Genomic DNA, 25464 nt, shown 5'->3' with positions numbered 1-25464 from the left:
CGCGACTCCGGCACGTCATCCGGTACATCGCCGCGCCCGGTCTCGCACCGGCGCGGCGGCGCGGCGTGGCTCGACGCGGCCGAACCGGCCGGCGATCCTGGCCATCGGCTCGTTGAAGACGACCGCCCAGCCGTCAGGGTCTGCGCTATGGCTCGCGGCCACCGCCTGATGCTCCGTCTTCACAAACCCGAATGATCACGCGGTGGCCGTTGCCCTGTGGCCCCAGCGCTTAAAGATCGCGAAGTGTCACCGGAGTGCCGGCAGGCAGCCGGCGGGTTCTGTCACTGCGTGACGCTGTACCGGCTGGCGATGGCGTAGATGTAGGGCACTTCACAGTAGGCGTACGACGTCCTGCCGGGGACGGTTGCCCAGTTTCCCCAGAACCACTTCGTGCTTCCACCGCTGGTCCGGCACTGGACGCCGGCGGCGACGTACCCGACCCCGCTTGTGCACCAAGCCTGGGATGAGGCGGATGCGGTATAGAGCTTGTTGACGCAGCCTGACGGCAGAGGGTCGGCCCAGGCCGTACCCGGCGTCAGGGCCGGCAAGCAGAGCATCGCAGCACCGGCGAGGGCTAGGGACAGCTTTCGCAGTTTCATGCCGTCAAGGTAGAAGGGCTCTGTTTGGTTCACGTTGGTTCCCTGTTGGAACCGGGACGCCGCAGATGGCGGAGCACATCAGCCGCGTCCACGCCGGCAACTACGGCGTCTACGGGGTTCGTAAGGTCTGGCGGCGACTGCACGGTGAAGGCATCGAGGTGGCGTGCTGCGTCGTCGCCCGGCTGATGCGTGAGCTCGGCCTGGACGGCGCCCGCCGCGGTAAGACGATCCGTACCACGGTGCGCGACGACGGCCATGAACGTGCCGCCGACCAACCGGGCGGGTCAGCGCCTGCGCTGCGCCATGATCCCGCGCGGTTCGCCGACCGGAGATCAGCGAGGAGCACAGGCCCTTGCGGAGCATCAACGCCCGGCATCCAACGAAGACCCAGCGGCGACCCAACGGCCGGTCCCTAGTGTGCTTCACGATCAACGACCCGAGGGAGATCATCGTGAACGATCGCAAGACCCGCCGCCTGTGGATGTCGGCGTTCGGCATGGCCGCGGCTCTGACGAGTTTCACACTCATGACCCCGGCTCAGGCCCAGGCCACCACGCAGGCCACCACCATGATGGTCTTTTCCTGCAAGTACGACGCAAACGTGAGGACGACCCCATTCACCAACCAGGACAACATTGCGTACGTCTGCAAGAAGGGCACGACCATCTACCCGGAATGCTTTCTCCATGTCGGTTCCACGGTCAACGGCAGCAATCTGTGGTATTATCTTTCCAACCGGCATGACGGCACGTATTACTGGATCCACTCCAGCCAGGTCCAGACGTCGGGCAGCGGCGGTCTCGGCTTCTGCTGAGGCTGCGTGGACGTCGAGGGCCGTTTGGGCCCACTCTGACCCGGTGATCACGCTCCGGGTCTACGCTCACGTGATCAGCGAGCAGATGGCGAGCGCAGCCGACGTCTTCGCCGCCTCGATCAGGAATTCCGCCTGAGGCTCTGCCGCACCGACCAACACGGCTCCAGGGGGCCAAGACACGCGCGGGCCTCTCAAGCAGAGGCGTCATCGGATCCATTCGACCGCGACGTCAACGCACGGACGGGATCGGAGCCTGCCGGCGGCAGCCACCTCACCTTCCAAGCCTCCTCGACGAGGAGCCTGGACCACACCTGCTGCTCGCATAATGGTCGGCCTCTTCAGGACGGGATATGGATTGCCTGCTCGGGGAACCTCATAATCGGCTGAGTGGATTTCGGGGTTCTCGGGGCGGTAACGGTCGACGGCACGACAATTCCGGCCGGCAAGCAGCTGTCCTTGCTGGCGGTGCTGGCGTGCCACGCCAACCGGCCGGTGTCGGGCGACGCCTTGGCGCAGGCGGCATGGCCGTCCGCGGCACCTTCGCCGAGCACCTTCCGCTGGCATCTGCATCGATTACGCGCCATGGTCGGAGACAGGCTGGTGCGCCGCGGCGGCGGCTACATGCTGATCGTCGCCGATGACGAGCTGGACGCGCTCCAGTTCACACAGTTGATCCAGCGCGCCGCCGCCGAGCCGGCCGAGCGCGCCTTGCCCTTGCTGGATCAGGCATTGGCCCTGTGGCGGGGCGCGCCGTACGGCGGGGTGCACGATCTGGAGGAGATCAAAGTCGAGGCCGCCGTACTGCAGGAGGCACGGCTGGGGGCGATCGAGGCACGTGCGAAGGCTCTGATGCTGTTGGGGCGCTTCGCCGAATGCGCCGGTGACATGGCCACCGCGGTGGCCGAACAACCGCTGCGTGAATCGTTCATCGAGCTGTGGTTGCGTGCCCTGGCCGCGGCCGGTCGCCCCGCTGAAGCACTCCGGCTGTACGGGCAGACCCGCGCCAAGCTGGTGGAGGAACTCGGCGTCGAGCCGAGCGGCCCGCTGCGCCGCCTCCATGAGGAGCTGCTCCGCCACGATCCGGCCCCCCGCCTGCTGCCGCCCGACGTGCATGCCTTCACCGGCCGTACCAAGGAACTGGCCGTGCTGGATCGGCTCCTGCACGGCCCGGCGAACGTGGCCGTCATCAGCGGAGTCGGCGGCGTCGGCAAATCCGGGTTGGCGCTGCACTGGGCCCATCGTTCCAGCGGCCATTTCCCCGACGGGCAGCTCTATGCCGATCTCGGCCGGTACCCCGCAACCGATGTGTTGCCCCGCTTTCTGGCCGCGCTCGGCGTCATCCTCATCCCTGAGGACCACACCGCCCGCATCGTGCTGTACCGCCAGGTCCTGGCGGAGCGGCGGATGCTCATCATCGTCGACAACGCGCCCGGGTCCGTGCACGTGGAGCCGCTCCTTCCAGGAGCATCAGGCTGCGTGACGGTGGTCACCGGGCGCAGCAGATTCGAGAAGCTGGTCGCCGACTGCGGGGCGTTGCCGATCCGGCTTGATGTGCTGCCTCCCGCCGACGCCACGCTGCTGGTGAGCCGGATCGCCCGCATCGAGCCGGGCCATGCGGCCCCGCTGGTCGAGCTGTGCGCCAGGCTGCCGCTCGCCCTTCGCGTGGCCGGCGCCCGGCTGGTGACCCGGCCCGGCTGGACCCCGGAGATTTTGGCCGCGAGACTCACCGAGGAACGGCGGCTGGATGAGCTGCGCGTGGGTGAACTGGACGTGCGCGCCGGCCTGGAGGCCGGCTATCAGGACCTGCCCGACGTTGAGCGGGCCCTGTTCGAGCGGCTTGGTCTGGTGCCGGTGCCCACCTTCACCGCCTGGATGGCCGCCGCCCTGCTGGCGGTGCCTGTCAGCGCAGGCGGGGACCTGCTGGAACGGTTGGCCGAACGGCAACTCCTCCAACCTGAGGGCCTCGACGTCGCCGGACAGGAGCGATATCGCTTTCATGATCTGATCCGGCTGCTGGCCCGCGAGCGTGCCGGGAGCGGGCCGGTGCAGGACAGCGTTCGTGATCGCTTCCTGTCGTGCCTGCTGGCGCTCGCCAAAGACGCCTGTGAGCGTGAATACGGGGGCGGGTTCCGCCTTTTGGACAGCGGCGCCCCGCATTGGCGGCCGCGGGGTCGGGTGCTGCCCGATGAGCCGATGGCGTGGATGGCGGCCGAGCGCGAGACCCTGATCGCCGGCATTCGTCACGCCGCCGAACGCGGATACGCCGCCATGTGCTGGGACCTCGCGCTGGCCGGGGTTCGGCTGTTCGAGATCCACGGACAGTTCGTGGACTGGGAGCAGACCTCGCAGCTGGCTCTACGGGTGTGCCGCGACCACGACGAGATGCAAGGTGTGGGGGCGATGCTCGCCTCGTTGTGCGCGGTCGAGGCGTTTCAGTATCGGCACGAAAAGGTCCTCGCCCTGGCCGAGGAAGCGCTGCCGTTGCTGGGCGAGAGCTCCGTCAAGGCGCTGACGCTGGCCAACCTCAGCGCCGCGGAGCTGGCGCTGGGGGGCGCAGAAGCCGCCCTGGCGCACCTCACCCAGGCCGTGTCGATGGCCGCCGGGGTGGGTGACGCCCTCAGCGAGGCCGTCCTGCTCGCGCGCTTGGCCCCCCTCGATGGGGGCGACCCACGCCCGATGCTGGACAAGGCCATGAAGCTTGCGGCAGGCAACCCGCGCATGTCCTTGCTGATCTCGCTGTCCGACCTTCACACTGCGGTGAGAGCCGGTCGCCACGCTGACGCGGAGACGCTGTCGACACGGCTCCTCGATGACGCTCGCCGCTATGGCGACCGGGTGCTGGAACGAGTGGCACTGTGCCTGCGCGCCGACAGTCTCACCGCTCTGCGGCGCCCGGCCGAAGCGGATGCCTGCCTGCGCCGTGCTCACGAGTTGGCCGTGATCCAGAACGTGCCGATGGAGGCCCGGCGGATATCCGCCGTCCTTGAGGCCCAGCGCCCGCTCCCGGCCGAGGGCCTGTCCGCGCACGAGCCCCGGGTGGGAGCCTCACCTGACAGCAGTCGACTTCCGGGACCTGACGGAGACCTGACGCGAAGCTGACCGCACCAGCTCACGGAGCCGGGTGGCCGCCCTGCAGACAGGCCACCGTTCCGGCTTCCAGGGCGCTCAGGCACGCGATGACCCGCCGGGCCGGCACCTCAGGCAGCATCCTGGCGGACGGGTGAAACGCCTGCGGAGGGTCGGTGAGACCGGCCCCGGAGGCTTCCGGGGAGGCGCGGCCCGATGAAACAGGAACTCCTGCGGGTGACCGTGGGAATCTCCTCCCTTCAGGGGGAGAGGATGTCAACCGGACGGTGGTGGATCCGCCGGGGCTGACTCTGGCCGAGGGCGGGGTGACCGTGATCTCGCTGGGGGACAGGGAGGGGGAGGGGCCGGAAGGACTGGCAGGGCTGGGAGCAGCGGAAGGAGGAGGGGTGGGCAACGGGCAGGTCGGCTCGCCGGCCTGGGGAGCGACGCGGATGGCGGTCCACGCGGCCTTGGTCGCGTTCACCTCGGCGCAGCCGTAGAGGTTTTTGGCGGCCAGTACGGTGGCCAGGCGTGCCCTGGCGTACGACCAGCCAAGGGCCTTGCGCTGGAGCCCCTGGTAGAAGATCCGGGCGGCTTTCTGGATGCCGATGCCGGTCAGTGAGGACGGGCCCGCGCAGACCGGGCTGGCGGGTTCGCCCGGCGGGTTGGTGCCCTCGGCGAGCAGGTAGAACCAGTGATCCTGCGGTCCGCTGTCGGGGAGCGTGCCCTGGGGCAGAGGGTAACAGCTCCGATGATTCGTCAGTGAGGGGTCGTACATGTGCATCATCGGTCCCCCGCCGTCCACGTTCACCTCCTCGCCGATCAGGTAGTCCGGCTCGTCCAGGGCCAGGGGGTGGCCGACGTAGTGCTCGGTCAGGGTGCCGAAGATCTCGTTGGCCGACCGGTTGAGGGACTGCGCCTCCAGACCGTCGCCGCCGTAGGAACCGGTTTTCTCGTAGACGATGCCGCCGTACACGAAGCCGACCACGTCGAGGGAGGTGAGCTGCTTGGTGTGGGCGCTGTTGTAACCGAAGGCGGTGCGGACGCCGTTCCAGTAGGCCTCGACCTGGTTCAGGCCGACGGACGCCGGATAGGCGTGGCCGGCTCCGTCGACGCCGTTGCGTCCCAGCCAGTCGCGCAGCATGTCCCAGTGCTTCTGCGCGGCGAACATGACGTCGACGCAGGCGGTCTCCAGGCCGAGGGCCGTTCCGTCGCCCCAGGTGTCGGTCGGCTTGGTGAAGACGGGGCCGTTGAAACGGCCGCAGTTCAGGCCGGGGCGGGTGGGGTCGCTCAGGGAGTACAGGCCCCCGGAGTACGTGGTCTGGATGGTCACCGGGTTGCCGTTGAAGTGACTGTTGCCTGAGCCGAGAAGCGCCTGGCCGGGGGAGAGGTTCCCGTCCGTACCCGCACCGTGTGCCGTGGCGAGCCGGGACACCGTGCCCGTGGTCTGCGCGCCGCTCGCCGGCGCCGTCCCGCCCATGGCGACGACCGTCATGAGAGCGAACGCTCCCAGCGTGGTGTTGGGGTTCATACGCGATGACTCCTCATCCGCAAGCGCAAGGAGCGGTGGCCGGCCAGGGCTGCCCCAATGGTGACATCGACATGAGGGGCGGAGAACCCTGCATATCCTCATATTTCGGGCGTATGGCCTCTTGAGAGGGCCGGCCGGAACGCGCCAGAAACGGACCGCGGAGGTTCCCATGCCATGCCTGGCCTGCGGTGATGTTGGAGCCCCATGACGCAGCTGTCGGTTCGCTCACGGTGTTGATCACGAGCGACGACAACGTCGAATCGGGTAAGCAACGCTGTCACACGCCCCGAACGGGTTGATCTCGTTGATGCCGGCACGTCGCCGAATGCCAGGCCGCATGGGATGGGGCGGCGCACCTCGGGGGACCGGCTGTGGCCTGTCACAGGTCCTCATCCAGGGCCACTGGCGGGCGGAGCATCTTTCGTGAAGGGAGTTCGCCGCGATCAGGGTCTGCATCAGGCGGGGCCGAGCTGGGGGTGAGAGACGGCACGGAGCCGGTTACTTCACGGAAGGGCCGTTTCCTGAAGTGAAACGGTGGGCGGTGCGTTTCGTGGAAAGGCGGTCATGTGCTCCGCTGGACCACGGATCGGCCCGATGCCGATGCCCGAGGCATCGTTTGTGGAACCGCCCGCCCCATCGTGCTCACCGGACCGCATCACCCACCACGCCTCAAGTGGGTTGGCTGTTCGGTTCTCGTGCTCCGTTGAGGGCCTTGCGGAGCAGGGTGGCCAGCTGGTCCTGTTCGCAGGCACTCAGATTGGCGACGGCGGACCGGGCGAACTCGAAGGACTCCTCGAAGGCGGCGTAGAGGATGGTTCCGTTGGGGGTCCGGACGATCTGCCGGGAGCGGCGGTCGTCGGGGTGGGGGCGACGGCGGACGAGATCGCGCGCCTCGAGCCTGCTGATGATCTGAGTGATGTTGGACGCGTCGCAACCGAGTTCGTCGGCCAGTTCTCCCATCCCGATCTGCCGGGTCAGCCGCCCCAGCACGCAGGCCTGCGCCACGCTCAGCCCGTGCTCCAGGGCCGCGGTTTCATAGGCGCGGTCGTAGGCGTCAACGAAGTCGAACATCGCCCGTTCGGCATCGGTCGACGCGGTGACGGGCCCAGTCGGTACGGCCATGGGGCCACTCTACAAGAACTTGATGCACTCAAGTATGTACGCCAGGCTAGATGCTTGAGTGCATCAAGTATCTATGGAAGGGATGTCCCGACGACAGTCACCGGCAAGGGGCGGGCCCGGGAGTGGCACCTGACACGACGGCCGCCGGCGAAGGCGTCAGCCGACGACTTCGCGCTGGTCGAGGCCCGGATTCCCGAATTGCAGCCCGGTCAGGTCCTGGTTCGCAACACACAGCGGGTTCCTGGGTGTGCTCGGGCGAGATCCGCCACCGCCAGACGGTGCTGGACGACATCGAGCGGGTACCCGAAGCCCTGCTGGGCCTGCTGCACAGCGCAGCGCCCACGATCGGCAAGGCCATCGTCCGGCTCCGGGAGCACGCATGACCCGAACGGTGCCGGTGACCGGAGCACGAGGCAAGACAGGACGCGAGGCGACTGCCCGGGTGCCCTCCGGCCACGAAGGACTCCCATGGCCGAGTTGAGCCTGCACGCCGCCGCACCAAACCCCACCCCGCGGAAAGGACCACGATGATCTCGATCCGGCGTGCCACCCCCGAGGACGCCTCCACCGTGCACGGCCTCATCAGCGAACTGGCCAAGCACCAAGACCGGGCATGGGCCGTCACCGTCACCGTCGCCGACCTGCAGCGGCTGCTGGCCCGCCCGGAGGTCACCTACCTGCTCGCCGAACGGGACACCCAGGCGATCGGCTACGTCTCCTGGCTGGAGCGAATCAGCTTCTGGTCCGGCGAAAACTACCTCCATCTGGACGACCTGTACGTGACCGGCACCGAACGCGGCCGTGGCGCGGGAGAACAGCTGATGCGCGCGGCAGCCGAAGCCGCCGGCGGCAAGGTGATCCGCTGGGAGGTCGCCGAGACCAACGAGGCGGCGCAGCGGTTCTACACACGCATCGGCGCCACGCTCATCAGCAAGAAGATCGGTCGCTGGCAGCCGAGGTAACCCCCCCCACGACGCTGTCCGCGTCGGTTCCCGCCGCCCTACCTGTCCGGGGCGGGAGGCGGGAACACCGATGCTCGCCGCGCCCGGGCCGGCCGGGCCGCTGCCCAACCTGGCCGTCGCCGGTCCAGGCCACTACCGCCTCCGCGTCCACGCCCGCACGCTGCCGTGGGACGAGAACGACCCCGACGCGCCGCTGGAGGAGCACCTGCTCGTTGTCTATCCCGGCCGCTCGACGGACAAGGTCGTCCACCGCCCGCCCGGCTGACCCCGCCGAGCGCGCGCGTTCAGCTCGGTCACCGGCGGCCGGCCCTACGGCACCCCATGCCGGTACGAGCACGCCTGCTCATCCGAACTGATCTCGACCTCTCTGTTCAAGCTTGTCCCCGTGGCATCGTCACGCAGCGGGTTGGAAGGAGACGATGGTCTTATCGTTTCGGGCGTGTCGGGTATCGGTCATGGACTGCGGGGATGCGCCTGGTCGACACCGTGGTCGGCATGGACGACAGCGAGATTGATGGTGGGCAGGTATGCCGCAACCTGGTCGGGTGTCCATCCGGGGGAGCCGAATGCCGTTTCGTGGGTGACAATCCGGTAGATCAGAGCGCGGATCAGCATCTGGCCCCAGGCCGGCAGGTGCGACCAACGGGCGGCCAACGCGGGTGAAGCGCCGTACCAGCACAATGCATCGACCACCGCGACCGCTGCCGCCCATGATGCGGGGCGCCAGTAAACGGACCAATCGATGATCGCTGGTGGCGAGCCGTCCGCGAACAGCACGTTGCCGGGTAGATCCCCATGAACCACTTGCGAGGCGAGATCGACCGGGCGGCGAGCGCGCACCAGCGGCTCCAGCAGGTCCAGGGCCGGCGGGCATGCCTGGACGGGCAGTTCCTCCCATGCGACACGGTCACCGATGGACCACGGGTCGTCGCGGAGGTCCAGGAATTCAGGACGGGGCAGGCTCGCGATGGCCGTGTGAAAGGCGATGCCGGCGCGCAGCACGTCATCCTGACGCCCGACATCCGGGACGCCCTCGATGAGCCGAGATGCTTCCCAGCCGTCGATCACCCATGCCCCGTCCACGGCCCGAACGGGGCGGGCGATTCTGAAGTCGGCCGAGTCGGGCAGGGCGGCAAGCACCTCCGATCGCCAGAGCGTCTCCGCCAAGAACTCCACGGGCTTGAGGACCACCTGGTCAGCTCGCCAGGTGCCACCCTTGCCGCCTGGCAGTACCACTGGATCAGCGCGGATGCCGAACGCTGCGAGTACCGCTTCCGGGGGACGCGAAACCGAAGGTGTCACGGTCAAGATCGTAGGTTCTTCGGATGACGGGTCCGTGGCGCAATGGCGGCGAGCATCCCCCAGGCCACCACTCGATTGGTGCGCGAACACCAAACGCTCGCGACCGCGGCCGGCACCTGCGGGGTGAACTGCCGCGGGAAGGTGTCAGCAGCGCGTCCACCGCGGCCGGGTGATCGGGCTCCCCGGGGGATTCTTCCGGCAGGCGGATCGCGCCGAGGGCCGGACCGAGCACGAGGTGGGGGCGGGACTGCTCCTCGGAGAGTGCCCCCAGCGCCTGCCGGGCGGCCTCCACGGAGAGCCCTCACACCCCGATCAGGGTCCGGATCAGCCGCAGCCGGCGCAGGTGCTGCTCGTCGTAGCCGGCCTGAGCGGCCGAAATGCGGCGGCCGGCGGGCAGCGGCTCCTCCCGGATGCAGTACTTGGCCGTGGGCGCGGACACCTCGCTCTTCCGGCTGGGATCGGACATTCGCATCGGTCCTGTCTCCTTCCGTCCATTCGACAGCTCCACCGTCTATGGTGGATAGTGTCACTATCGATAGTTTTCCTATCCATTATGCCCGCGGACGGTTCCCGCAGGCAGGCCCCTCCCAGGAAGAGCACGGTCATGCCCACACTGCCCTGGACCACCCCGAACGAGCCGCAGCCCGGCGTCACCACCGCGCTGGTGATGGCCTCGCGCCTGGAGGTGCGCTCACTCAAGGACGTGCCGCGGTTCCTCTTCCAGTCGCTCGCGGCCTGGAAGCAGGTACGCGGCGCGCAGGGCGCGCTCGGCGCCTCACTGATCGCCGACCCGCTGCGCCGCACCTTCTGGACCCTGTCCGCCTGGGAGAGCCGGGAGCGGCTCTACGCCTACGCCAAGGCCGAACCGCACCACACGATCGTGAAGGGCCTGCGCTCCATCATGCGCCGGTCGGTCTTCACCTTCTGGGAAGTCCCCGTCGATCAGCTGCCGATCACGTGGGCGGACGCCAAGCGTCGCATCGCCGAGCAGCAGGCCGCCGAGGCCCGTTCCTGAACGCCGTCACCATCGCCGTCGCCGGCGCCCGCCCGCCCGCCCGAAGCCGACGATCGCACGGTGCCCGGCCACGATCTCCTTTCCGGTCAATCGGCCCGCCGGCGTGAACGCCGACGAGATGCTCTCTTCGATCGACTCACCGTTTTCGTCCAGCTGGAACCTCAAAGTGAAGCTGGAAAAGGCTCAGTGTGTCGAGGTAGCCCAGAGCGACGCCTGCCCCACCGTTCCCGTCCGCGACAGCAAGAACCCCACCGGCCCTGTCGTGACCATTGGCGCGGACGCCTGTGAACAGCCTTCGCCGGCCCCCCGGGGTGGAGGTGCGTCGAACCTGGTCACGGGGCCTCGAAATTGGTCACGGTGAGCGTCTTGTCCCACCGAGCGGCGGCCAGGTCGTCGTGGCGGATCATAAATTTCGTGTAGTACTCCGTGTAGATCCGTCCTTCATTGGCGAGCGGTATCCATTCGCTCGCCAGCCGGAGCGCGTCCTCGTCCAGATAGGAAAACCATTCTCCCTTCGCGAGGGTCTTCGCCGTGATGCTGCCGATCGTCTCCTCGTCATCGGCGTACCCGCCGATGACGAGGTAGGCGCCGGACGGCCAGAGGCCGTAGGCCAGGGACCGAAGTTCGTCCAGGTGCGGCAGTTCACGCTCCATGTACCGGGCCAGCCGCTGCTGGAAGGGTGACATGTCGTCCCACTCGAGATCCTCCCAGAACTCGTGCCAGTCCTCGCCCTCGTCGCCCTCCTCGAGCCAAAGGGGCAGATCGGCTCTGAGCTCGGCGCAGACGTCGATCCGCTCGCCGACACACGCGGAGTCGGGGGGTTCCGCGACCGCGGTTTCGGTGCCGTCCGGTACATACACGACTCGCGAGTACTGCCCCGGATCGGTCGGCGATTCGTCGAAGTCCATCTCTTGGTGAACGAAGAAGAGCAGCGTCCCGTCCGCCGGCAGGTCGAAGCCGTCGACCCTCGGCAGCGCCCCACAATCGACGGAAAGGAGCAACGGCAACGGAATGTCCCCGGCGGACGGCCACTTCATGCCCACCGGCAGCCGGGGCGACCCACCGATGTGCCCAACCGGAGAACCATCGCCACCCCCGGACAATCCGATCGCCAAACGAAGGTGCTGGCTGAACCTGCTGATCTCGTCGTCCGGGATGCCCAACTCAAGCGCTGCCCGACGAAACTCTCCCTGATGATCCATGCCCGAGAAGATAAACCCTTCCCAACCCGGCTGTAGAGCTGCTCCTTGCCGTCTCGAAGCCGTCCAGCCGCACCCTGAACCACCTCGCCGACCTCATCCGAGCGCACCGCAACCAGCATCGATCTCGGTGGCGGCGTCTCGACCCGGGCCGGCAGGCGCTGCTCGCCCTGCCCCACCTGCGCAACGGTGACACCTCCACCCGGCTCGCCGCCGGATCCGACGTCGGTGTCGCTACCGCCTGGCGGTGTGTACAAGAAGCGATCGTGCTGCTCGCAGCGGTCACCGGGGACCTGACCATCGCGATGCCGCGCATCCAACGCCTGGCGTACGCGATCCTGGACGGCACGCTGATCCCGATCGACCGCGTGGCAGACCAGCGGCCGTACTACTCCGGCAAGCACAAGCGGCATGGCGTGAACGTGCAGGTCATCGCCGACGCCACCGGCCGGCTCGTGTGGGCCTCACCGGCACCGCCGGGCTCAACGCATGACCTCACCGCCGCCCGAATCCACGACATCATCGATGAGCTGACCAGCGCAGACGTGATGACCTTCGCCGACAAGGGCGACCAAGGCGCCCGTGGCAGCGTGCGCACGCCGTTCAAGCGGCGCCGCTTCCGGCCGGAGCCGTCAGGCCGGCAGAAAGCGGTCAACCGCGCTGACGCGAGAATTCGCGCTCGTGGCGAATGAGCCATCGCCACCCTCAAGGCCTGAAAGATCCTGGCCAAGCTGCGCTGCTGTCCGCGCCGAGCGACCGCGATCGTGCAGGCCATCCTCGTCCTGCACCACGTCGAAGCCAACCGCTACGCAGGATGAAAACGGCTCATCGTTTCCTGTGCCGTTGCCACCGGGACCCGGTCAGGTAGGACTCCACCCGCAGGGACGTACGGGTGAAGGGCCTGCCGGGTCGAGTGCCGACGCTTGCATCGTGGATCGATGTACCCCCCATCGAGCCCTATGACCACCGGGCTGGTTGACGGCATGACGGGGATGGGTATGTGATGCGCTGTGCAACGGCTGGCGCTCTTCGACCTGGACAACACGCTGATCGACCGCCTGGGGGCGTTCCGGCGCTGGGCGGCGGAATTCGCATCGGACCGAGCGCTTAGCGAGCACGACCTGGCCTGGATGATTGAGCTGGACAACGACGGCGCGCTGCCGATGGATCAGTTCTTCCAAGCCGTTCGGGACAGGTTCGGGTTGAGCGAACCCGCTGACGTCTTGTGGGCCCGTTATCGAGGTCGGCTGCCGTTCCTGGTGGAGTGCCGTCCCGAAGTCCTCGCCGGCCTGGCTGCTCTGCGTGATGCCGGATGGATCGTCGGCATCGTGACGAACGGGATGAAGGACAACCAGACCGGGAAGATCGTCCGGTCTGGTCTGGCCGACGTCGTGACCGCGTGGGCGATCTCGGGGGCCGAGGGCTTCAAGAAGCCGGATCCTCGTCTGTTCGGCGTCGTGGCCCGAAGGTGCGGGGCGAACCTCGACGACGGCGGATGGATGACCGGAGACAGCCCGGAGGCTGACATAGCCGGAGGTCGGGCCGTCGGGCTCAGCACGATATGGATCGACCGCGGCTTGAACACCATCCCTTCTACCGCGCCTGATCGCGTGGTCACAGACGTGGTCACGGGGATCGAGTTCCTCATCGAGGACGAACCGGCCCCCGATTCCCGCCTCGCCGGAGATGTGTGATCACGGTCATGACTCGCCTTGCCGATAGCTCACAGCTCTCCAGACGCCATGTCCTGCCGGGTCGGCGGAGCACCGGGGGCCACGTGGCCGGGGAGCTCCGGGCTCAGCGGCGCAGGGCGGTCTCCTGCTGGATCCAGGACAGTTTGTCGGGGTTGCGCACGGCGTACAGGCCGGTGATGAGGCCGTCGTCGAGGCGCACCGCGATGACGGTGTCGATCTTGCCGTCGAGGCGGAGGATCAGCGCCGGGTAGCCGTTGATCTGTGCCGGCTGCAGCGTCGCCGCGATGATCGTGCTCAGCCGTCCGGTGGCCAGCACGTGGGCCACCCGGTCGGCGCCCACGATCGGCTCCAGCGCGGCCTGGACGACCCCGCCGCCGTCGCCCAGCAGGACGACGTCGGGAGCGAGCTTGTCGAGCAGGCCCTGCAGGTCGCCGCTTTCGACCGCCTGCCGGAACGCCTTGAGCGCATCGTGGGTCTCGGTCGGCGAGACGGCTCCGCGCGGGCGGCGGGCGGCGACGTGCGCACGGGCCCGGTGGGCGATCTGGCGGACCGCGGCCTGCGTCTTGCCGACGGCTTCGGTGATCTCGTCGTAGCCGAGGTCGAACACCTCGCGCAGCACGAACACCGCCCGCTCGGTCGGGGCGAGGGTCTCCAGCACCAGCAGCATCGCCATCGAGACGCTGTCGGCCAACTCCACGTCCTCCGCCACGTCCGGCGCGGTCAGCAGCGGTTCGGGCAGCCAGGGGCCGATGTAGAACTCCTTGCGGCGGCGCAGCGTACGCATCCGGCCGAGCGCCTGACGCGTGGTCACCCGGACCAGGTAGGCGCGCCGATCGCGCACCTGCTCCAGATCGACGTCCGCCCACCGCAGCCACGTCTCCTGCAGGACGTCCTCGGCGTCGGCGGCCGAGCCGAGCATCTCGTAGGCGACGGTGAACAACAGGTTGCGGTGCGCCACGAACGCCTCGGTGGCCGGATCCACGCGGCCGTGGCCGGCGGGCGGCTCGGGTGCGTCCATGGCCGGCTCGCTGTGTTCGCTCATCGTGGGCGTTCCGCCTTTCGCGGTTGATCGTGTCACACGCAGAAAGATGCCGGTCCCCACCCGTCTGTGACAGCCATGGTGTGTGGCATGCATCACATCGCCTGGCTGTCACAGGGATCGGGTCATCGGCATCTCCATGGTCGTCCGATGCCGCGCCGATGATCCACGCCGACGGTCGCGCGGCCCGCTCCCACAGTGAGGACGACGTCATGGAAGCTCGTATGGACCTGTTCAGCAGCCCGGTCGCCGCCAAGGCCCTCAAGCACATCGCTTCGGCGAGCATGGCCCTGATCAAGGAATCGACGCTGCCGGCGGTGACCCGGGACCTGGTGCTGCTGCGCGCCAGCCAGATCAACGGGTGCGGCTACTGCACCGACGCGCACGCCAAGGACCTGGCGCACGTCGGGCAGAGCGCCACCCGCATCAACCTGGTCGCGGCCTGGCGGGAGTCGACGGTGTTCACCGACGCCGAGCGCGCCGCACTGGAGCTGGCCGAGCAGGGCACCCGCATCGCCGACGGCGCCGGCGGCGTCACCGACCAAGCCTGGGCCGACGCCGCCGAGCACTACGACCACGATCAGCTCGCCGCCTTGGTGGCGTTCATCGCCCTCATCAACGCCACCAACCGCTTCGCCGTCATCAACCGGCAGCGCGGCGGCGACCACCAGCCCGCTTCGGCCGCATAACCCCCCATCCCGGTACCGCTCACCGACCGAGCCGAGCGCCCGGCATCCGGCGGCCCGCCCGGTGGCCTCCATCCCGCTGCCGGGGCCGGCGCGCCTCTGATCACAGGGCCGTGCGACGGATTCCTTGGTCCGTGGAGTCCACGAGCCGACAGAGCCCGCGCCCCGAGTCAGGGGCGCGGGCTCCGGCGCGTCGCCGCATTCCGCGCTTACACGGGCCCCATGTGAGGGCCGCCGGTGGTCTTCTCCCGCGCGCACGTGAGTGCCGCGGATAAGGCGCACACCCCCGGCCGCCGGCGCCTCCAGTCCGGCGGCGGCGGCCAGGCGTGTGAGGATGGGCAGGCCAGAGTCCGGCAGCCGTCGACCGGCGTCATGGCCCGCGGGGATCGCCCGCGGGCCTCCCTGCCCCGAAGCTCAGCCGGGCGGGATCGGGCCGGTCGAGGCCCGCTTGATCAGCCGGCCGCGCAGCACCAGTCGCTGGGCCTCCTGGATCTTCGGAGCATCGCCGGACGCGGTGTTCTCGGCTCGTGACCGGTTGTTCGGGGCGGAGCGGCGCTCCTCGATGCGCTGCAGCAGCCTGTGGGCGGCGGCGGAGCCGAGTTCGTAGCGGGGCTGGCGCACCACGGTCAGCTGGGGCCTGACCAGCGTCGTCCAGTCCTGGTCGTCGAAGCCGATCACGGACAGGTCGTCGGGGCAGCGGCGGCCGCTGCGCTGGATCGCGGCGACGGCGCCGGAGGTCAGGACGTTGTCGGTGCAGAAGATGGCCGTCACCTCGGGCCGCCGCCGCAGCAGGCCCAGCACGGCCCGCTCCGCGGCGGCCCGGTTGTAGGGGGAGTGCACGACGAGGTCCTCGTCGGCGTCGATGCCGGCGCGGCGCAGGGCGGCGAGGTAGCCCACCAGGCGCGCGGCGCTGGGGCGCTCGGCGTCGCCGCCGGCGAGGGTGACCGAGCGCAGCCGGGGGAAGTCGTGGGCCGCCTCGCTGATGACCGCGATGTGCCGATGGCCGAGCTCGATCAGGTGGTTGACTGCGCTGCGCGCGCACGACGTGTTGTTGATGATCACCTGGTCCACCTCGGGCAGCGTCGCCAGCGGCCGGTCCAGCAGGACGATGGGGAGCCCGTCGTCCACCAGGGGGCGCAGGTGGCCGACGCTGCCGGAGCCCTGGGGCGCGATGATCACGCCGTCCACGCGCTTCTCCCACATCATGCGCAGGGCCCGCTGCTCGGTCTGGGGGTCGGCGTCGGTGTTGGCCAGCAGCATCTCATAGCCGGCCGCCCGGACCTCGTCGGCGATGGCGCGGACCGCGCTGGCGAAGAAGGAGTTGCCCACGTCGGTGACGATGACGCCGATGGTCTCCGTCGACCCCTGGATGAGGCTGCGAGCCAGGCCGTTGGCGCGGTAACCCAGGCGCTGGGCGGCCTCCTCCACTTTGCGCCGTGAGGTCTCGCTGACCTTTCCGTAGCCGCCGAGGACACGGCCGGCCGTGGCGGTGGACACCCCGGCGACGCCGGCCACCTCGACGATGCTCGGCTGTCCTCCGCGCCGGTCTGTGGGTCGCACGTCCGGTGCCCTTTCTGCTGTGGGGCGGTCTGGCGGCATGTCCGAAATCTGAAGAAATATCCCATCCGAAGACCGTTGACGTAAGTCTATCGGCAGTGAGAAGGTTCTCAGCAATCAGTGAGAAGGTTCTCACTGTGTCGCGGCCCAGCTCCGCATGATCAATTTCAGGAGAGAAAAAGACCCATGTCCTCGCCCGTCGCCATCGAGCCCATCCCCTTGGCATCCGATCTGACATCCACGCTGGAGCACACGGTCGCCCAGGCCGGAAAGGCCAGGGGGCTGGCCGCCGAACTGGCCGCCGCCCGCCGCCTGCGCACGGTGTACTTCGTGGGCTGCGGCGGCTCGTACTACTCGACCTTCCCGGCGCAGGACCTGCTCGAGTCCACGGCCGGTGCGCCCGCCTCGCAGCGGATGACCGCCGGCGAGATGGTTCACCGGCCACTGTCCGGGCTGGACGAGACGGCGCTGGTGGTCGCGTCCTCGCACTCCGGCGGCACCCCCGAGACGCTGCAGGCCGCGCGGCTGGCCAAGAAGGCCGGCGCCACCGTGGCCGGCATCGCGCGCGGCGGCGAATCCCCGCTTGCCGAGGTCGCCGACGTGCTGTTCGACTACCCGAGCGATGTGACGGTCACCGAGCCCAAGGCCATCCACTTCACCCAGATCGCCCTGGCCGTGCTGGACGCGCACGGCGCGCTGCCCGACGCGGACGCGGCCTGGCGCGCGATCGCCGCCGTCCCGCAGGCGCTCACCGCGGCCAAGCAGGAGGTGGCCGCCCTCGGAGCCAAGGTCGGCGCCCAGTGGCGCGATGCGGACCTGGTGTACGTGCTCGGCGCCGGCCCCAACTTCGGCGCCGCCAACGCGCTGGCCGCCTGCTATCTGCAGGAGATGAACTGGCTGCACGCCTCGGCCGTGCACGCCGGCGACTTCTTCCACGGTCCCTTCGAGATCATCGGTCAGCACCCCGTCCTGATCCTGAACGGCGAGGACGCCACCCGCCCGATGGGGGAGCGCGCCGTCGCCTTCGCCGAGCGCTACTACTCCACCTTCTCGGTCCTGGACTCCCGTGACTTCACCCTGCCCGGCGTGCCCGAGGCGCAGCGCGGCCTGATCAGCCCGCTCGCCGTCGCGAGCACGTCGCGGCGGCTGCTCGACTTCTGCGCCGCCGAGCGCGGCCACAACACCGCGCAGCGCCGCTACATGTACCGGGTGGAGTACTGATGCGTCTGGTGGGGCTCGGCGACAACGTCGCCGACCGCTACGCCGACCTCGCGACGATGTTCCCCGGCGGCAACGCCGTCAACGTCGCCGTGTACGCCCGGCGGGCCGGCGCGGAGACCGCCTACTGGGGCGTGACCGGCGACGACGCGGCCGGCGCGCTGGTACGCGGGGCGCTGGCCGCCGAGGGCGTGGACGTCTCCCGGGTCCGGACCGAGCCGGGCCCCAACGCGTGGAGCGAGGTGCGCCTGAAGGACGGCGACCGATTCTTCGCCGGCTCCGACGACGGCGTCTCGCCGTTCACCCTGGACGCCGCCGGCCTCGACGCCCTGGCGGGCTACGACCTCGCGCACACCGCGTACAGCGGCTCCCTGATCGGGCAGGTGCCGCAGATCGCCGCCCGCATCCGCCTCTCCTTCGACTTCTCCCACCGCTGGCGCGAGCCGTGGGCGGCCGGCCTGGTCCCGCACCTGTTCCTGGCCGCGTACTCCGCCTCGCAGCTGGGGGAGCAGGAGGCGGAGTCCCTCGTACGGGAGGCGACCGCGGGCGGAGCACGCTGGGCGCTGGCCACCAGGGGCGGCGACGGAGCCCTCCTGAGCGACGGCCGTCGCCTGTGGCGGCAGCCCGCGGTCCCCTGCCGCGTCGTGGACACGCTCGGCGCCGGCGACGCCTTCCTTGGAACGCTCCTTCCAGGGCTTCTGCGACGGGAGGGCGATCCCGAGCAGGCGCTGCGCGCGGCCGCCGAGGCCGCCGCCCTGGCCTGCGAGGCATACGGCGGCTTCGGGCACGGAGCACCGATCCCGGCAGGGAGCCACCAGTACATATCGTTTGACCAGCGGAAACTCCGGAAGTGCTCGCGACAGGTAGGAACGCAATGACTCTGCGCATCGGTGTCGACACCGGCGGTACCTTCACCGACATCGTCGTCTACGACGAGGCGACCGGCGCCGTCCACGTGCGGAAGGTCTCAAGCACCCCGGCCGACCCGGGGCTGGCCATCGTCGAAGGCGTCGAAAGCGCCCTGGAGCAGATCGGCGGCCGGGGCATGGGCGAGGTGTCGTACTTCGCGCACGGCACCACGGTCGGCACGAACGCCCTGCTCACCCACAGGGGCGCGCGCACCGGCGTGATCACCACGCGGGGCTTTCGCGACCTGCTGGAGCTGGGGCGCGGCCGCCGGCCGGATCTCTACGATCTCCAGGCGGACAAGGCCGTCCCCTTCGCCGCGCGGGACCTGCGGCTGGAGGTGACCGAGCGGGTCCGCCACGACGGGCGCGTCGAGATCGCGCTGGACGAGCAGGAGGTGCGGGCCGCGGCGAAGACGCTGCGCGAGCACGAGGTGGAGGCGGTCGCGGTCTGCTTCCTGTACAGCTTCCTGCGTCCCGAGCACGAGCAGCGGGCGGGGGAGATCCTCGCGGAGGAACTGCCCGGGGCGCACATCTCGCTGTCCAGCCGGGTGCTGCCCGAGTTCCGCGAGTTCGAGCGGCTCTCCACGGTCGTGACCAACGCCTACGTCGGACCGGTCGTCGCCCGCTACCTGGAGCGGCTGCGCGGCCGGCTGGCCGAGCGAGGGCTGACGGCCGTGCCGCACGTCACCCAGTCCAACGGCGGCATCCTGCCCTTCCAGGCGGCCGAGGCGATGCCGGTGCGTGTCGTGCTGTCCGGGCCGAGCACCGGTGTGGTGGGCGCCGCAGGCATCTGCGCCGGCGCGGGCCACCCCGACATCATCACCTTCGACATGGGCGGCACCTCCTCCGACATCTCCCTCGTCCAGAACGGCGTGCCGAAGGTCACCACCGGGATGGAGCTCGACGGACGGCCCATCCGCACCCCGATGCTCGACATCCACACCGTGGGCGCCGGCGGCGGCTCGCTGGCCCACGTCGACGCGGGCGGCCACCTCAAGGTGGGACCGGCCAGCGCGGGCGCCGACCCCGGCCCCGCCTGCTACGGCAAGGGCAGCGAGGCGACGGTGACCGACGCCAACGTCGTCCTGCACACCCTCAACCCCGCCCACCTGCTCGACGGGCGGATGGCCATCGACGAGCAGGCCGCGCGCGCCGCCGTCGGCCGCGTCGCCGAACGGGTCGGGCTCGGCGTGGAGGAGGCCGCCGAGGGCATCCTGCGCGTCGTCACCGCCAACATGGCGCGGGCCATCCGGGTCATCTCCGTGCAGCGGGGATACGACCCGCGTGACTACACCTTGGTCCCGTTCGGCGGCGCGGGACCGCTGCACGCCTCCCGGCTGGCCCGCGAGCTGGGCATGCGCACCGTGCTGGTGCCGCCCACCCCGGGCGCCCAGTCGGCGCTGGGACTGCTGATGACCGACGTGCGCGCGGACTTCTCGCGCACCCGCATCCAGCCGTTCCGGGAGGACTCCGCGCGGCGGCTCGGCGCCCTGTACGAGGAACTGGACGGCGAGGCGCGGGACTGGTTCGAGCAGGAGGGCGTCGAGGCGGCCGAGCGGAGCGTGCTGCGCACCGCGGAGCTGCGCTACGCCGGGCAGAACTACGAGATCCCCGTACCCGTCCCCGACGGCCCGATCACCGAGGAGACGGTGCTGGCCGTCCTGACCGCCTTCGCCGCCGAACACCGCAGACTGTACGGCTACGACGCCCCCGGCGACCCCGTCGAGGCCGTCACCTTGCGCCTGCAGGCCACCGGGTCCGTGCCGCGGGCCGAGCTGCCGCGCGAAGAGGCGGCCGGCCCCGACGCCGCCGCCTCCCTCATCGGCACCCGCGCCATGCACGTGCCCGAACTCGGCGGCTACGTCGAGGTGCCGGTGCACCGGCGGGAGGCCATGCGGCCGGGCAACCGCCTCGAGGGCCCGGCCGTGATCGAGCAGATGGACACCACCACCGTGCTGCTCCCGGGCGACCGGCTCACCGTGGACGCCCACTCCAACCTCGTCATCGCCATCGGAGGAGCGCAATGACCACCATCGATCCCGTCCTCGTGGAGGTGATGGGCTCGGCCCTGTCGTCCATCGTGGAGGAGATGGGCGAGACGCTCGTCCGCGCCGCCTACTCCAGCAACATCAAGGAGCGCCGGGACTGCACGGCGGGCCTGTTCGACGCCGCCGGCCACATGGTGGCCCAGGCCGAGCAGGCCTCGCCCATCCACCTCGGCTCGCTCATCGGCGTGGTCGCCGCGGTGCTGGAGCGCTTCCCGGCCGAGGACATCCGCCCGGGGGACACGTTCCTGAGCAACGACCCGTACTCGGGAGGCGGCTCGCACCTGCCCGACATGGTGCTGGTCACGCCCATCCACGTCGACGGCCGACTCACCGCCTGGGCCGCCAACCTGGCGCACCACGCCGACTTCGGCGACCGGGGGCACGCCCACATCTACCAGGAAGGGGTGCGCATCCCGCCGGTGCGGCTGGCCCGCGACGGGGAGATCGTCGAGGACGTCTTCGCCCTGGTGCTCACCAACTGCCAGGTGCCGTCCGAGCGCCGCGCCGACTTCCGCGCCCAGCTCGCCGCGAACCGGCTCGCGGTCACCCGCTACGGCGAGCTGGCCGCGCGTTACGGCCGCGCCACCATGATCGAGACAGCGGCGGCGCTGCTCGACTACACCGAGCGGCGCACCCGCGCGGTGATCGCCGAGGTGCCCGACGGCACCTACGACTTCACCGACCGCTTCGACTGCCCGGAGCTGGATGAGGAGCTGGAGCTGCGGGTACGGGTCACCGTCGCCGGCGACGAGCTGCACTTCGACTTCGCCGGCAACCCCGGCCAGGTCCGCGCCTCGGTCAACATGGTGTGGACGGCCCTGTACGCGACCGTCTACTACGCCGTGAAGACGCTGGTGGACCCGGACATCCCCTCCAACGCCGGGCTGCACCGTCCCATCCGCATCGACGCCCCGTCCGGTTCGATCGTCAACTGCGTGGAACCGGCGGCCGTCAACGGGCGCACCGAGACCTGCCAGCGCGTGGTGGACCTCATCCACGGCGCCCTGGCGCCCGCCGTGCCGGACCGCGTCACCGCCGCGGCCAACGGCGCCAACACCGGCGTGCACTTCTCCGGCCACGACACGCGCACCGGCCGCTACTTCGTCTATCTGGAGACGATCGGCGGCGGCTCCGGGGCGCGGGCCGCCAAGGACGGCCTCGACGGGGTCCAGGTGCACGTCACCAACACCTCCAACCTGCCGGTCGAGGCGCTGGAGAGCGAATATCCGCTGCTGGTGGAGGCGTACGAACTGGTCGCCGACTCCGGCGGCGCCGGCCGCACCCGCGGCGGCATGGGCATCCGGCGCACGGTCCGCGTCGAGGAACAGGACGTGCAGTTCTGGCTGGACACCAGCCGGCAGCGCTCCCGGCCGTGGGGACTGTTCGGCGGCGGGCCCGGCGCCTCGGCCCGGGTCGAGCTGAGCGAGGGCGCCCGCCCGCTGTCCCACGGCCACACGATCCTCCAGCCCGGCGACCGGGTCAGCATCATCACCGCCGGCGCCGGCGGCTACGGCGACCCCGCCGGACGCGACCCGTCCGACGTCGAACGCGACCTGCGCGAAGGCGTCATCTCCGCGGAGCGGGCCGCCCACGACTACCCCGATCAAACACCCCCCGCCCGGTGAGCCCATCCATGAGCCCGCCCGGCAGCAGGAAAGAAAGGAAGCGCCGGTGACCAACCCCAGCGCCGCGTCTCCGACGGACAACACCACCTGGCGGCGAGTCCTCTGGGCGGCCATGCTCGGCAACGTCGTCGAGTGGTACGACAACGCCCTCTACGGCATTCTCGCCGTCGTCATGTCGCGCACGTTCTTCCCCGACGGGGACGCCACGGTCGCGCTCATCTCGACCTACCTCGGCCTGATCCTCTCCTACGCCATCCGCCCCGTCGGCGGCACCCTCATGGGCCGCGTCGCCGACTTCAAGGGGCACAAGTACGTCCTGACCCTGACCATCATGCTGATGTCCGTCGGCACCGTCGGGATCGGCCTGCTGCCGTCCTACGCGGCCATCGGGGTCGTCGCACCCGTGCTGCTGGCCCTGTGCCGGCTCATCCAGGGGCTGGGCGCCAGCGCCGAGTACACGATCGCGACGAACTTCCTGCTGGAGCACGGCCCCCAGCGCAAGCGGAACCTGCTGTCCGGGGTGAGCGTGGGATCCACCTCGCTCGGCCCGCTGCTGGCCTCCGGGCTGGCGTACACCCTGATCGTCACCCTGCCCGCCAGCAGCTTCGACTCCTGGGGCTGGCGCGCGCTGTTCCTGCTGGCGGCGCCGCTGTCGTTGGTCACCGTCTACATCCGGCGGCGCACCACCGAGGCGCCCGCGTTCCAGCAGGTGCTGGAGGAGGCCAAGCGGCACCAGGTCAAGCAGACCCCGTTCAAAGAGGCCGTCAGCAAGCACTGGCGCGACATGCTGCGCTCCATCGGGCTCGGCGCCGGTCAGCGGGTCGGCTCGTTCATGATCCAGAGCTACTTCGTCACCGCCCTCGTGCAGAACGGCTTCGGTGAGGACAAGGCGCTGCTCGCCGCGATCCTCACCTACCTCGTCGGCCCGCCCGCCGCGATCTGGGGAGGCCGGATCGCCGACCGGCATGGCGGCAAGAAGTTGCTGGTCACCGGGTACGCGGTGTTCGTCGTGGCCACCGTTCCGACCTTCCTGGCGATCGAGTCCGGCTCCCTGCTGTTCGCGATCATCGGGGTCGTGAGCTTCACCATCATCAACAACGTGATCGGCGGGCCGCTGACGACGGCGTACGTGATGAGCTTCCCGCCCCACGTGCGCGGCACCGCCGCCGGCCTGAACTACAACCTGGGCACGACGCTGCTCGGCAGCACCTCCCCGCTGCTGGCGGCCTGGCTGGTGGGCCTGACGGGGACGGAGGTCTCCTTCGGCTTCTACATGACGGCCATCTGCCTGGTCTCCGCGCTGGTGGCGGCGTTCGCCCTGCCGAAGGCCATCGACGAGGCCCGGGTGAGCGGCGGGCGGACGCCCGCCGCCGTCGGAGCCACCTCCGGAGCCACCTCATGAAAGGATCCCCCACCGTGATGCTCTCAGCGGATCCGGTGCCTCCCGCCGTGCACGGCCCGAAAGAGCCCGTCAGCGGCTCCGGCGGCATGGTGGTCACCTCCCATCCACTGGCCACCCGGGCCGCCCGCGACGTCCTGCGCGAAGGCGGCAACGCCGCCGACGCCGCCCTGGCCGCCGCCGCGACGCAGCTCATCGTCGAACCCCACATGACCTCCCTCACCGGCGGTCTGAGCCTGCTGCACCGCAGCGCCTCGACCGGCGAGACGACGTACGTCAACGGCAACGTGGCCGCCCCGCTCGCCCCGCTGCCCGACTTCACCGGCGCGGACCTCACCCGGGGGCGCGGGGTGCCCGTCCCCGGGTGGTGGCCCGCCTTCGAGGAGGCCCGGCGCCGCTTCGGAACGCGGGACAGGGCCCGGCTGCTGGCACCCGCCATCGCCGCCGCCGACGACGGTTTCGAGGTCAACCCCTTCCTGTACGGCATCGCCTACGGAGCCCAGGCCGCCCTCGGCGCGTCGGAGCAGATGCGCGAGGTGTTCTTCGAACGCGGTCACCTCGCGGTCCCCGGCCAGACGATCCGCCAGCCGCGCGCTGCCCGTACCCTGCGGCGGCTGCGGGACGAGGGCATGGACTACTACCTGGGCGACTTCGCGCGGGCCTTCGCCGCGGCCGCCCGGTCGGACGGCGGTGTCCTGTCCGAGGAGGACCTACGCGTCTACCGGGCCCGGGTGCAGGAGCCGGTGCGCGGCAGCTACCGGGGCGCCGAGATCGTCGCCTCCCCGCCGCCTGACGACGGCGGCGTGCAACTCATCTCGGCGCTCAACATGCTGGAGACGGTGGACCTGCGCGCGATGGGCCCGGCCACCGAGTCGCCGCAGACGTTGCGGCTGCTCATGCAGGCCCACAACACCGCCTACTACGCGCCCCCGCTCCGCCGCGACCTCGTGGAGGACCGTGAGCGGCTGGAGGTGCTGCTGTCCAAGGAGTACGCCAGGACCCGCATGGCCCTGCTGGTGCCGGCGCCCCCGCCGGGCGCGCCGGCACCGTCGCCCGGAACCATCCACATCTCCGTGGTGGACGGTGCGGGCGACGTCGTCTCGCTCACCCACTCCCACATGTGCTCGGGCTTCGTGAACGGCTTGTTCTGCGAGGGGTTCCAGCTCTCCGGCGGAGGATCGTTCTTCCAGCGCGTCATGCCGGGGCCGGGCGAGCGGGCCTCCATCTACCTGGCCCCGAACATCGTGCTGCGGAACGGCGTCCCGGTGATCGTCTCCGGCTCGCCGTCGGTGTCGCTGGTCGCCAACGTCCTGCAGAACCTCGTCAACCTGCTCGACTTCGGGATGAGCATCGAGGAGAGCGTACGGGCGCCCCGCTTCGGGGCCCGGCCCCACACTCCCGAGCGCGGCTGGGAGCCGGGCAACATCCTGGAGGCCGGCTTCGACGCAGCCCTGCTGCGCGAGGTACGGGAGTGGGCCGGCCGGGAGCGGCTGTGGACGCGAGTGATCAATCCGTGGAGCCCGCTCACGGGCAACTTCGAGGCCATCGTCCTGGACCCGGCCTCGGGCGTCGCCCGCTCCTGCGCCGACCCCCGCCGGGTGGGCGCGGCGGAGGCGGCCTGACTCACGGCGCATGCCGCAGCGACACGGCAGGTGACCGGACCCCGGTGCGGGCGGGCGG

22 protein-coding genes and 2 pseudogenes are annotated in these 25464 nt (G+C 70.1%); 17 read left to right on the top strand and 7 right to left on the bottom strand.

The window, feature by feature from the left end:
* Positions 1–676 precede the first annotated feature (676 nt).
* The 3 genes and pseudogenes from IEZ10_RS39375 to IEZ10_RS30215 all read left to right on the top strand — a co-directional run.
* A pseudogene (locus IEZ10_RS39375) lies at positions 677–847 on the top strand (IS3 family transposase); the annotation flags it as partial.
* A 203-nt stretch (positions 848–1050) separates the two neighbouring features.
* Positions 1051–1413, top strand: coding sequence for a hypothetical protein (locus IEZ10_RS30220; protein ID WP_189249921.1), 363 nt, complete (start codon positions 1051–1053; stop codon positions 1411–1413).
* A 387-nt stretch (positions 1414–1800) separates the two neighbouring features.
* Positions 1801–4512, top strand: a complete 2712-nt coding sequence (locus IEZ10_RS30215) for an AfsR/SARP family transcriptional regulator (RefSeq protein WP_189249920.1) — start codon at positions 1801–1803, stop codon at positions 4510–4512.
* A gap of 10 nt (positions 4513–4522) precedes the next feature.
* Here the strand turns inward: IEZ10_RS30215 and IEZ10_RS30210 are convergent, their stop codons facing one another.
* Positions 4523–6010 carry a M4 family metallopeptidase gene (locus IEZ10_RS30210; protein ID WP_189249919.1) on the bottom strand — a complete coding sequence of 496 codons (1488 nt, stop codon included), beginning with the start codon at positions 6008–6010 and terminating at the stop codon, positions 4523–4525.
* Between the two features lie 669 nt (positions 6011–6679).
* On the bottom strand, positions 6680–7132 hold the full coding sequence (locus tag IEZ10_RS30205; protein WP_189249918.1) for a MarR family winged helix-turn-helix transcriptional regulator: 453 nt from the start codon (positions 7130–7132) through the stop codon (positions 6680–6682).
* Positions 7133–7377: 245 nt separating this feature from the next.
* Between IEZ10_RS30205 and IEZ10_RS30200 the strand changes: the two genes are divergently transcribed.
* The 3 genes from IEZ10_RS30200 (at position 7378) to IEZ10_RS30190 (ending at position 8359) form a co-directional block, all read left to right on the top strand.
* On the top strand, positions 7378–7515 hold the full coding sequence (locus tag IEZ10_RS30200; RefSeq protein ID WP_189249917.1) for a hypothetical protein: 138 nt from the start codon (positions 7378–7380) through the stop codon (positions 7513–7515).
* Between the two features lie 144 nt (positions 7516–7659).
* Positions 7660–8094, top strand: coding sequence for a GNAT family N-acetyltransferase (locus tag IEZ10_RS30195; protein ID WP_189249916.1), 435 nt, complete (start codon positions 7660–7662; stop codon positions 8092–8094).
* 70 nt (positions 8095–8164) lie between these two features.
* A complete protein-coding gene (locus tag IEZ10_RS30190; protein WP_189249915.1) occupies positions 8165–8359 on the top strand; it encodes a hypothetical protein in 195 nt (64 codons plus the stop codon).
* Positions 8360–8547: 188 nt separating this feature from the next.
* Here the strand turns inward: IEZ10_RS30190 and IEZ10_RS30185 are convergent, their stop codons facing one another.
* A complete protein-coding gene (locus tag IEZ10_RS30185; RefSeq protein WP_189249914.1) occupies positions 8548–9396 on the bottom strand; it encodes a TIGR02569 family protein in 849 nt (282 codons plus the stop codon).
* A 301-nt stretch (positions 9397–9697) separates the two neighbouring features.
* Positions 9698–9868 (bottom strand): MerR family transcriptional regulator, encoded by a 171-nt coding sequence (locus IEZ10_RS39370; protein ID WP_229811790.1) that lies wholly within the window; start codon positions 9866–9868, stop codon positions 9698–9700.
* Positions 9869–10000: 132 nt separating this feature from the next.
* Here IEZ10_RS39370 and IEZ10_RS30175 point away from each other — a divergent pair, with 132 nt between their 5' ends.
* Complete coding sequence (locus IEZ10_RS30175; protein ID WP_189249913.1) at positions 10001–10411, top strand: DUF3291 domain-containing protein; 411 nt, start codon at positions 10001–10003, stop codon at positions 10409–10411.
* A gap of 118 nt (positions 10412–10529) precedes the next feature.
* Positions 10530–10772 (top strand): DUF397 domain-containing protein, encoded by a 243-nt coding sequence (locus IEZ10_RS40465; RefSeq protein WP_189249968.1) that lies wholly within the window; start codon positions 10530–10532, stop codon positions 10770–10772.
* Here IEZ10_RS40465 and IEZ10_RS30165 read toward each other — a convergent pair.
* Positions 10744–11613 carry a DUF1963 domain-containing protein gene (locus IEZ10_RS30165; protein ID WP_189249912.1) on the bottom strand — a complete coding sequence of 290 codons (870 nt, stop codon included), beginning with the start codon at positions 11611–11613 and terminating at the stop codon, positions 10744–10746. The genes IEZ10_RS40465 and IEZ10_RS30165 overlap by 29 nt on opposite strands.
* Positions 11614–11651: 38 nt before the next feature.
* Between IEZ10_RS30165 and IEZ10_RS30160 the strand changes: the two are divergent.
* Both IEZ10_RS30160 and IEZ10_RS30155 read left to right on the top strand, forming a co-directional pair.
* Positions 11652–12428: pseudogene (locus IEZ10_RS30160) on the top strand (transposase family protein).
* Between the two features lie 192 nt (positions 12429–12620).
* Positions 12621–13304 (top strand): HAD family hydrolase, encoded by a 684-nt coding sequence (locus tag IEZ10_RS30155; RefSeq protein ID WP_189249911.1) that lies wholly within the window; start codon positions 12621–12623, stop codon positions 13302–13304.
* 103 nt (positions 13305–13407) lie between these two features.
* On the opposite strand, the gene IEZ10_RS30150 is transcribed toward IEZ10_RS30155, so the two are convergent.
* On the bottom strand, positions 13408–14346 hold the full coding sequence (locus IEZ10_RS30150; RefSeq protein ID WP_189249910.1) for an RNA polymerase sigma-70 factor: 939 nt from the start codon (positions 14344–14346) through the stop codon (positions 13408–13410).
* A gap of 209 nt (positions 14347–14555) precedes the next feature.
* On the opposite strand from IEZ10_RS30150, the gene IEZ10_RS30145 reads away from it, so the two are divergent.
* A complete protein-coding gene (locus IEZ10_RS30145; protein ID WP_189249909.1) occupies positions 14556–15032 on the top strand; it encodes a carboxymuconolactone decarboxylase family protein in 477 nt (158 codons plus the stop codon).
* Positions 15033–15443: 411 nt separating this feature from the next.
* On the opposite strand, the gene IEZ10_RS30140 is transcribed toward IEZ10_RS30145, so the two are convergent.
* Complete coding sequence (locus IEZ10_RS30140; protein WP_229811789.1) at positions 15444–16589, bottom strand: LacI family DNA-binding transcriptional regulator; 1146 nt, start codon at positions 16587–16589, stop codon at positions 15444–15446.
* Positions 16590–16772: 183 nt separating this feature from the next.
* Between IEZ10_RS30140 and IEZ10_RS30135 the strand changes: the two genes are divergently transcribed.
* The 6 genes from IEZ10_RS30135 to IEZ10_RS30110 are packed head-to-tail and all read left to right on the top strand — an operon-like array spanning position 16773 to position 25406.
* Positions 16773–17807 carry an SIS domain-containing protein gene (locus IEZ10_RS30135; RefSeq protein WP_189249907.1) on the top strand — a complete coding sequence of 345 codons (1035 nt, stop codon included), beginning with the start codon at positions 16773–16775 and terminating at the stop codon, positions 17805–17807.
* Positions 17807–18682 carry a PfkB family carbohydrate kinase gene (locus IEZ10_RS30130; RefSeq protein ID WP_189249906.1) on the top strand — a complete coding sequence of 292 codons (876 nt, stop codon included), beginning with the start codon at positions 17807–17809 and terminating at the stop codon, positions 18680–18682. Before IEZ10_RS30135 ends, IEZ10_RS30130 begins: the two co-directional genes overlap by 1 nt.
* Entirely contained in the window at positions 18679–20739 is a 2061-nt protein-coding gene (locus tag IEZ10_RS30125; protein WP_189249905.1) for a hydantoinase/oxoprolinase family protein, read from the top strand. Before IEZ10_RS30130 ends, IEZ10_RS30125 begins: the two co-directional genes overlap by 4 nt.
* Complete coding sequence (locus IEZ10_RS30120; RefSeq protein WP_189249904.1) at positions 20736–22385, top strand: hydantoinase B/oxoprolinase family protein; 1650 nt, start codon at positions 20736–20738, stop codon at positions 22383–22385. Before IEZ10_RS30125 ends, IEZ10_RS30120 begins: the two co-directional genes overlap by 4 nt.
* Positions 22386–22431: 46 nt before the next feature.
* A complete protein-coding gene (locus IEZ10_RS30115) occupies positions 22432–23787 on the top strand; it encodes an MFS transporter (protein WP_229811788.1) in 1356 nt (451 codons plus the stop codon).
* A gap of 17 nt (positions 23788–23804) precedes the next feature.
* Entirely contained in the window at positions 23805–25406 is a 1602-nt protein-coding gene (locus IEZ10_RS30110; RefSeq protein WP_189249966.1) for a gamma-glutamyltransferase, read from the top strand.
* Positions 25407–25464 lie beyond the last annotated feature (58 nt).

Origin of the sequence: Streptosporangium pseudovulgare (genome assembly GCF_014648055.1) — a bacterium.
In the GTDB taxonomy this organism is placed as follows: Bacteria; Actinomycetota; Actinomycetes; order Streptosporangiales; family Streptosporangiaceae; genus Streptosporangium; species Streptosporangium pseudovulgare.
Note: the sequence above shows the minus strand (reverse complement) of the source record. Positions and strands in the feature narration are given on the sequence as shown.

Bases quoted from the DNA above. Each gene is read 5' to 3' on its own strand.
- IEZ10_RS30210 (WP_189249919.1), bottom strand. From the start codon at position 6,010: ATGAACCCCAACACCACGCTGGGAGCGTTCGCTCTCATGACGGTCGTC.
- IEZ10_RS30205 (WP_189249918.1), bottom strand. From the start codon at position 7,132: ATGGCCGTACCGACTGGGCCCGTCACCGCGTCGACCGATGCCGAACGG.
- IEZ10_RS30195 (WP_189249916.1), top strand. From the start codon at position 7,660: ATGATCTCGATCCGGCGTGCCACCCCCGAGGACGCCTCCACCGTGCAC.
- IEZ10_RS30190 (WP_189249915.1), top strand. From the start codon at position 8,165: ATGCTCGCCGCGCCCGGGCCGGCCGGGCCGCTGCCCAACCTGGCCGTC.
- IEZ10_RS39370 (WP_229811790.1), bottom strand. From the start codon at position 9,868: ATGCGAATGTCCGATCCCAGCCGGAAGAGCGAGGTGTCCGCGCCCACG.
- IEZ10_RS30175 (WP_189249913.1), top strand. From the start codon at position 10,001: ATGCCCACACTGCCCTGGACCACCCCGAACGAGCCGCAGCCCGGCGTC.
- IEZ10_RS40465 (WP_189249968.1), top strand. From the start codon at position 10,530: ATGCTCTCTTCGATCGACTCACCGTTTTCGTCCAGCTGGAACCTCAAA.
- IEZ10_RS30165 (WP_189249912.1), bottom strand. From the start codon at position 11,613: ATGGATCATCAGGGAGAGTTTCGTCGGGCAGCGCTTGAGTTGGGCATC.
- IEZ10_RS30150 (WP_189249910.1), bottom strand. From the start codon at position 14,346: ATGAGCGAACACAGCGAGCCGGCCATGGACGCACCCGAGCCGCCCGCC.
- IEZ10_RS30145 (WP_189249909.1), top strand. From the start codon at position 14,556: ATGGAAGCTCGTATGGACCTGTTCAGCAGCCCGGTCGCCGCCAAGGCC.
- IEZ10_RS30135 (WP_189249907.1), top strand. From the start codon at position 16,773: ATGTCCTCGCCCGTCGCCATCGAGCCCATCCCCTTGGCATCCGATCTG.
- IEZ10_RS30130 (WP_189249906.1), top strand. From the start codon at position 17,807: ATGCGTCTGGTGGGGCTCGGCGACAACGTCGCCGACCGCTACGCCGAC.
- IEZ10_RS30125 (WP_189249905.1), top strand. From the start codon at position 18,679: ATGACTCTGCGCATCGGTGTCGACACCGGCGGTACCTTCACCGACATC.
- IEZ10_RS30120 (WP_189249904.1), top strand. From the start codon at position 20,736: ATGACCACCATCGATCCCGTCCTCGTGGAGGTGATGGGCTCGGCCCTG.
- IEZ10_RS30110 (WP_189249966.1), top strand. From the start codon at position 23,805: ATGCTCTCAGCGGATCCGGTGCCTCCCGCCGTGCACGGCCCGAAAGAG.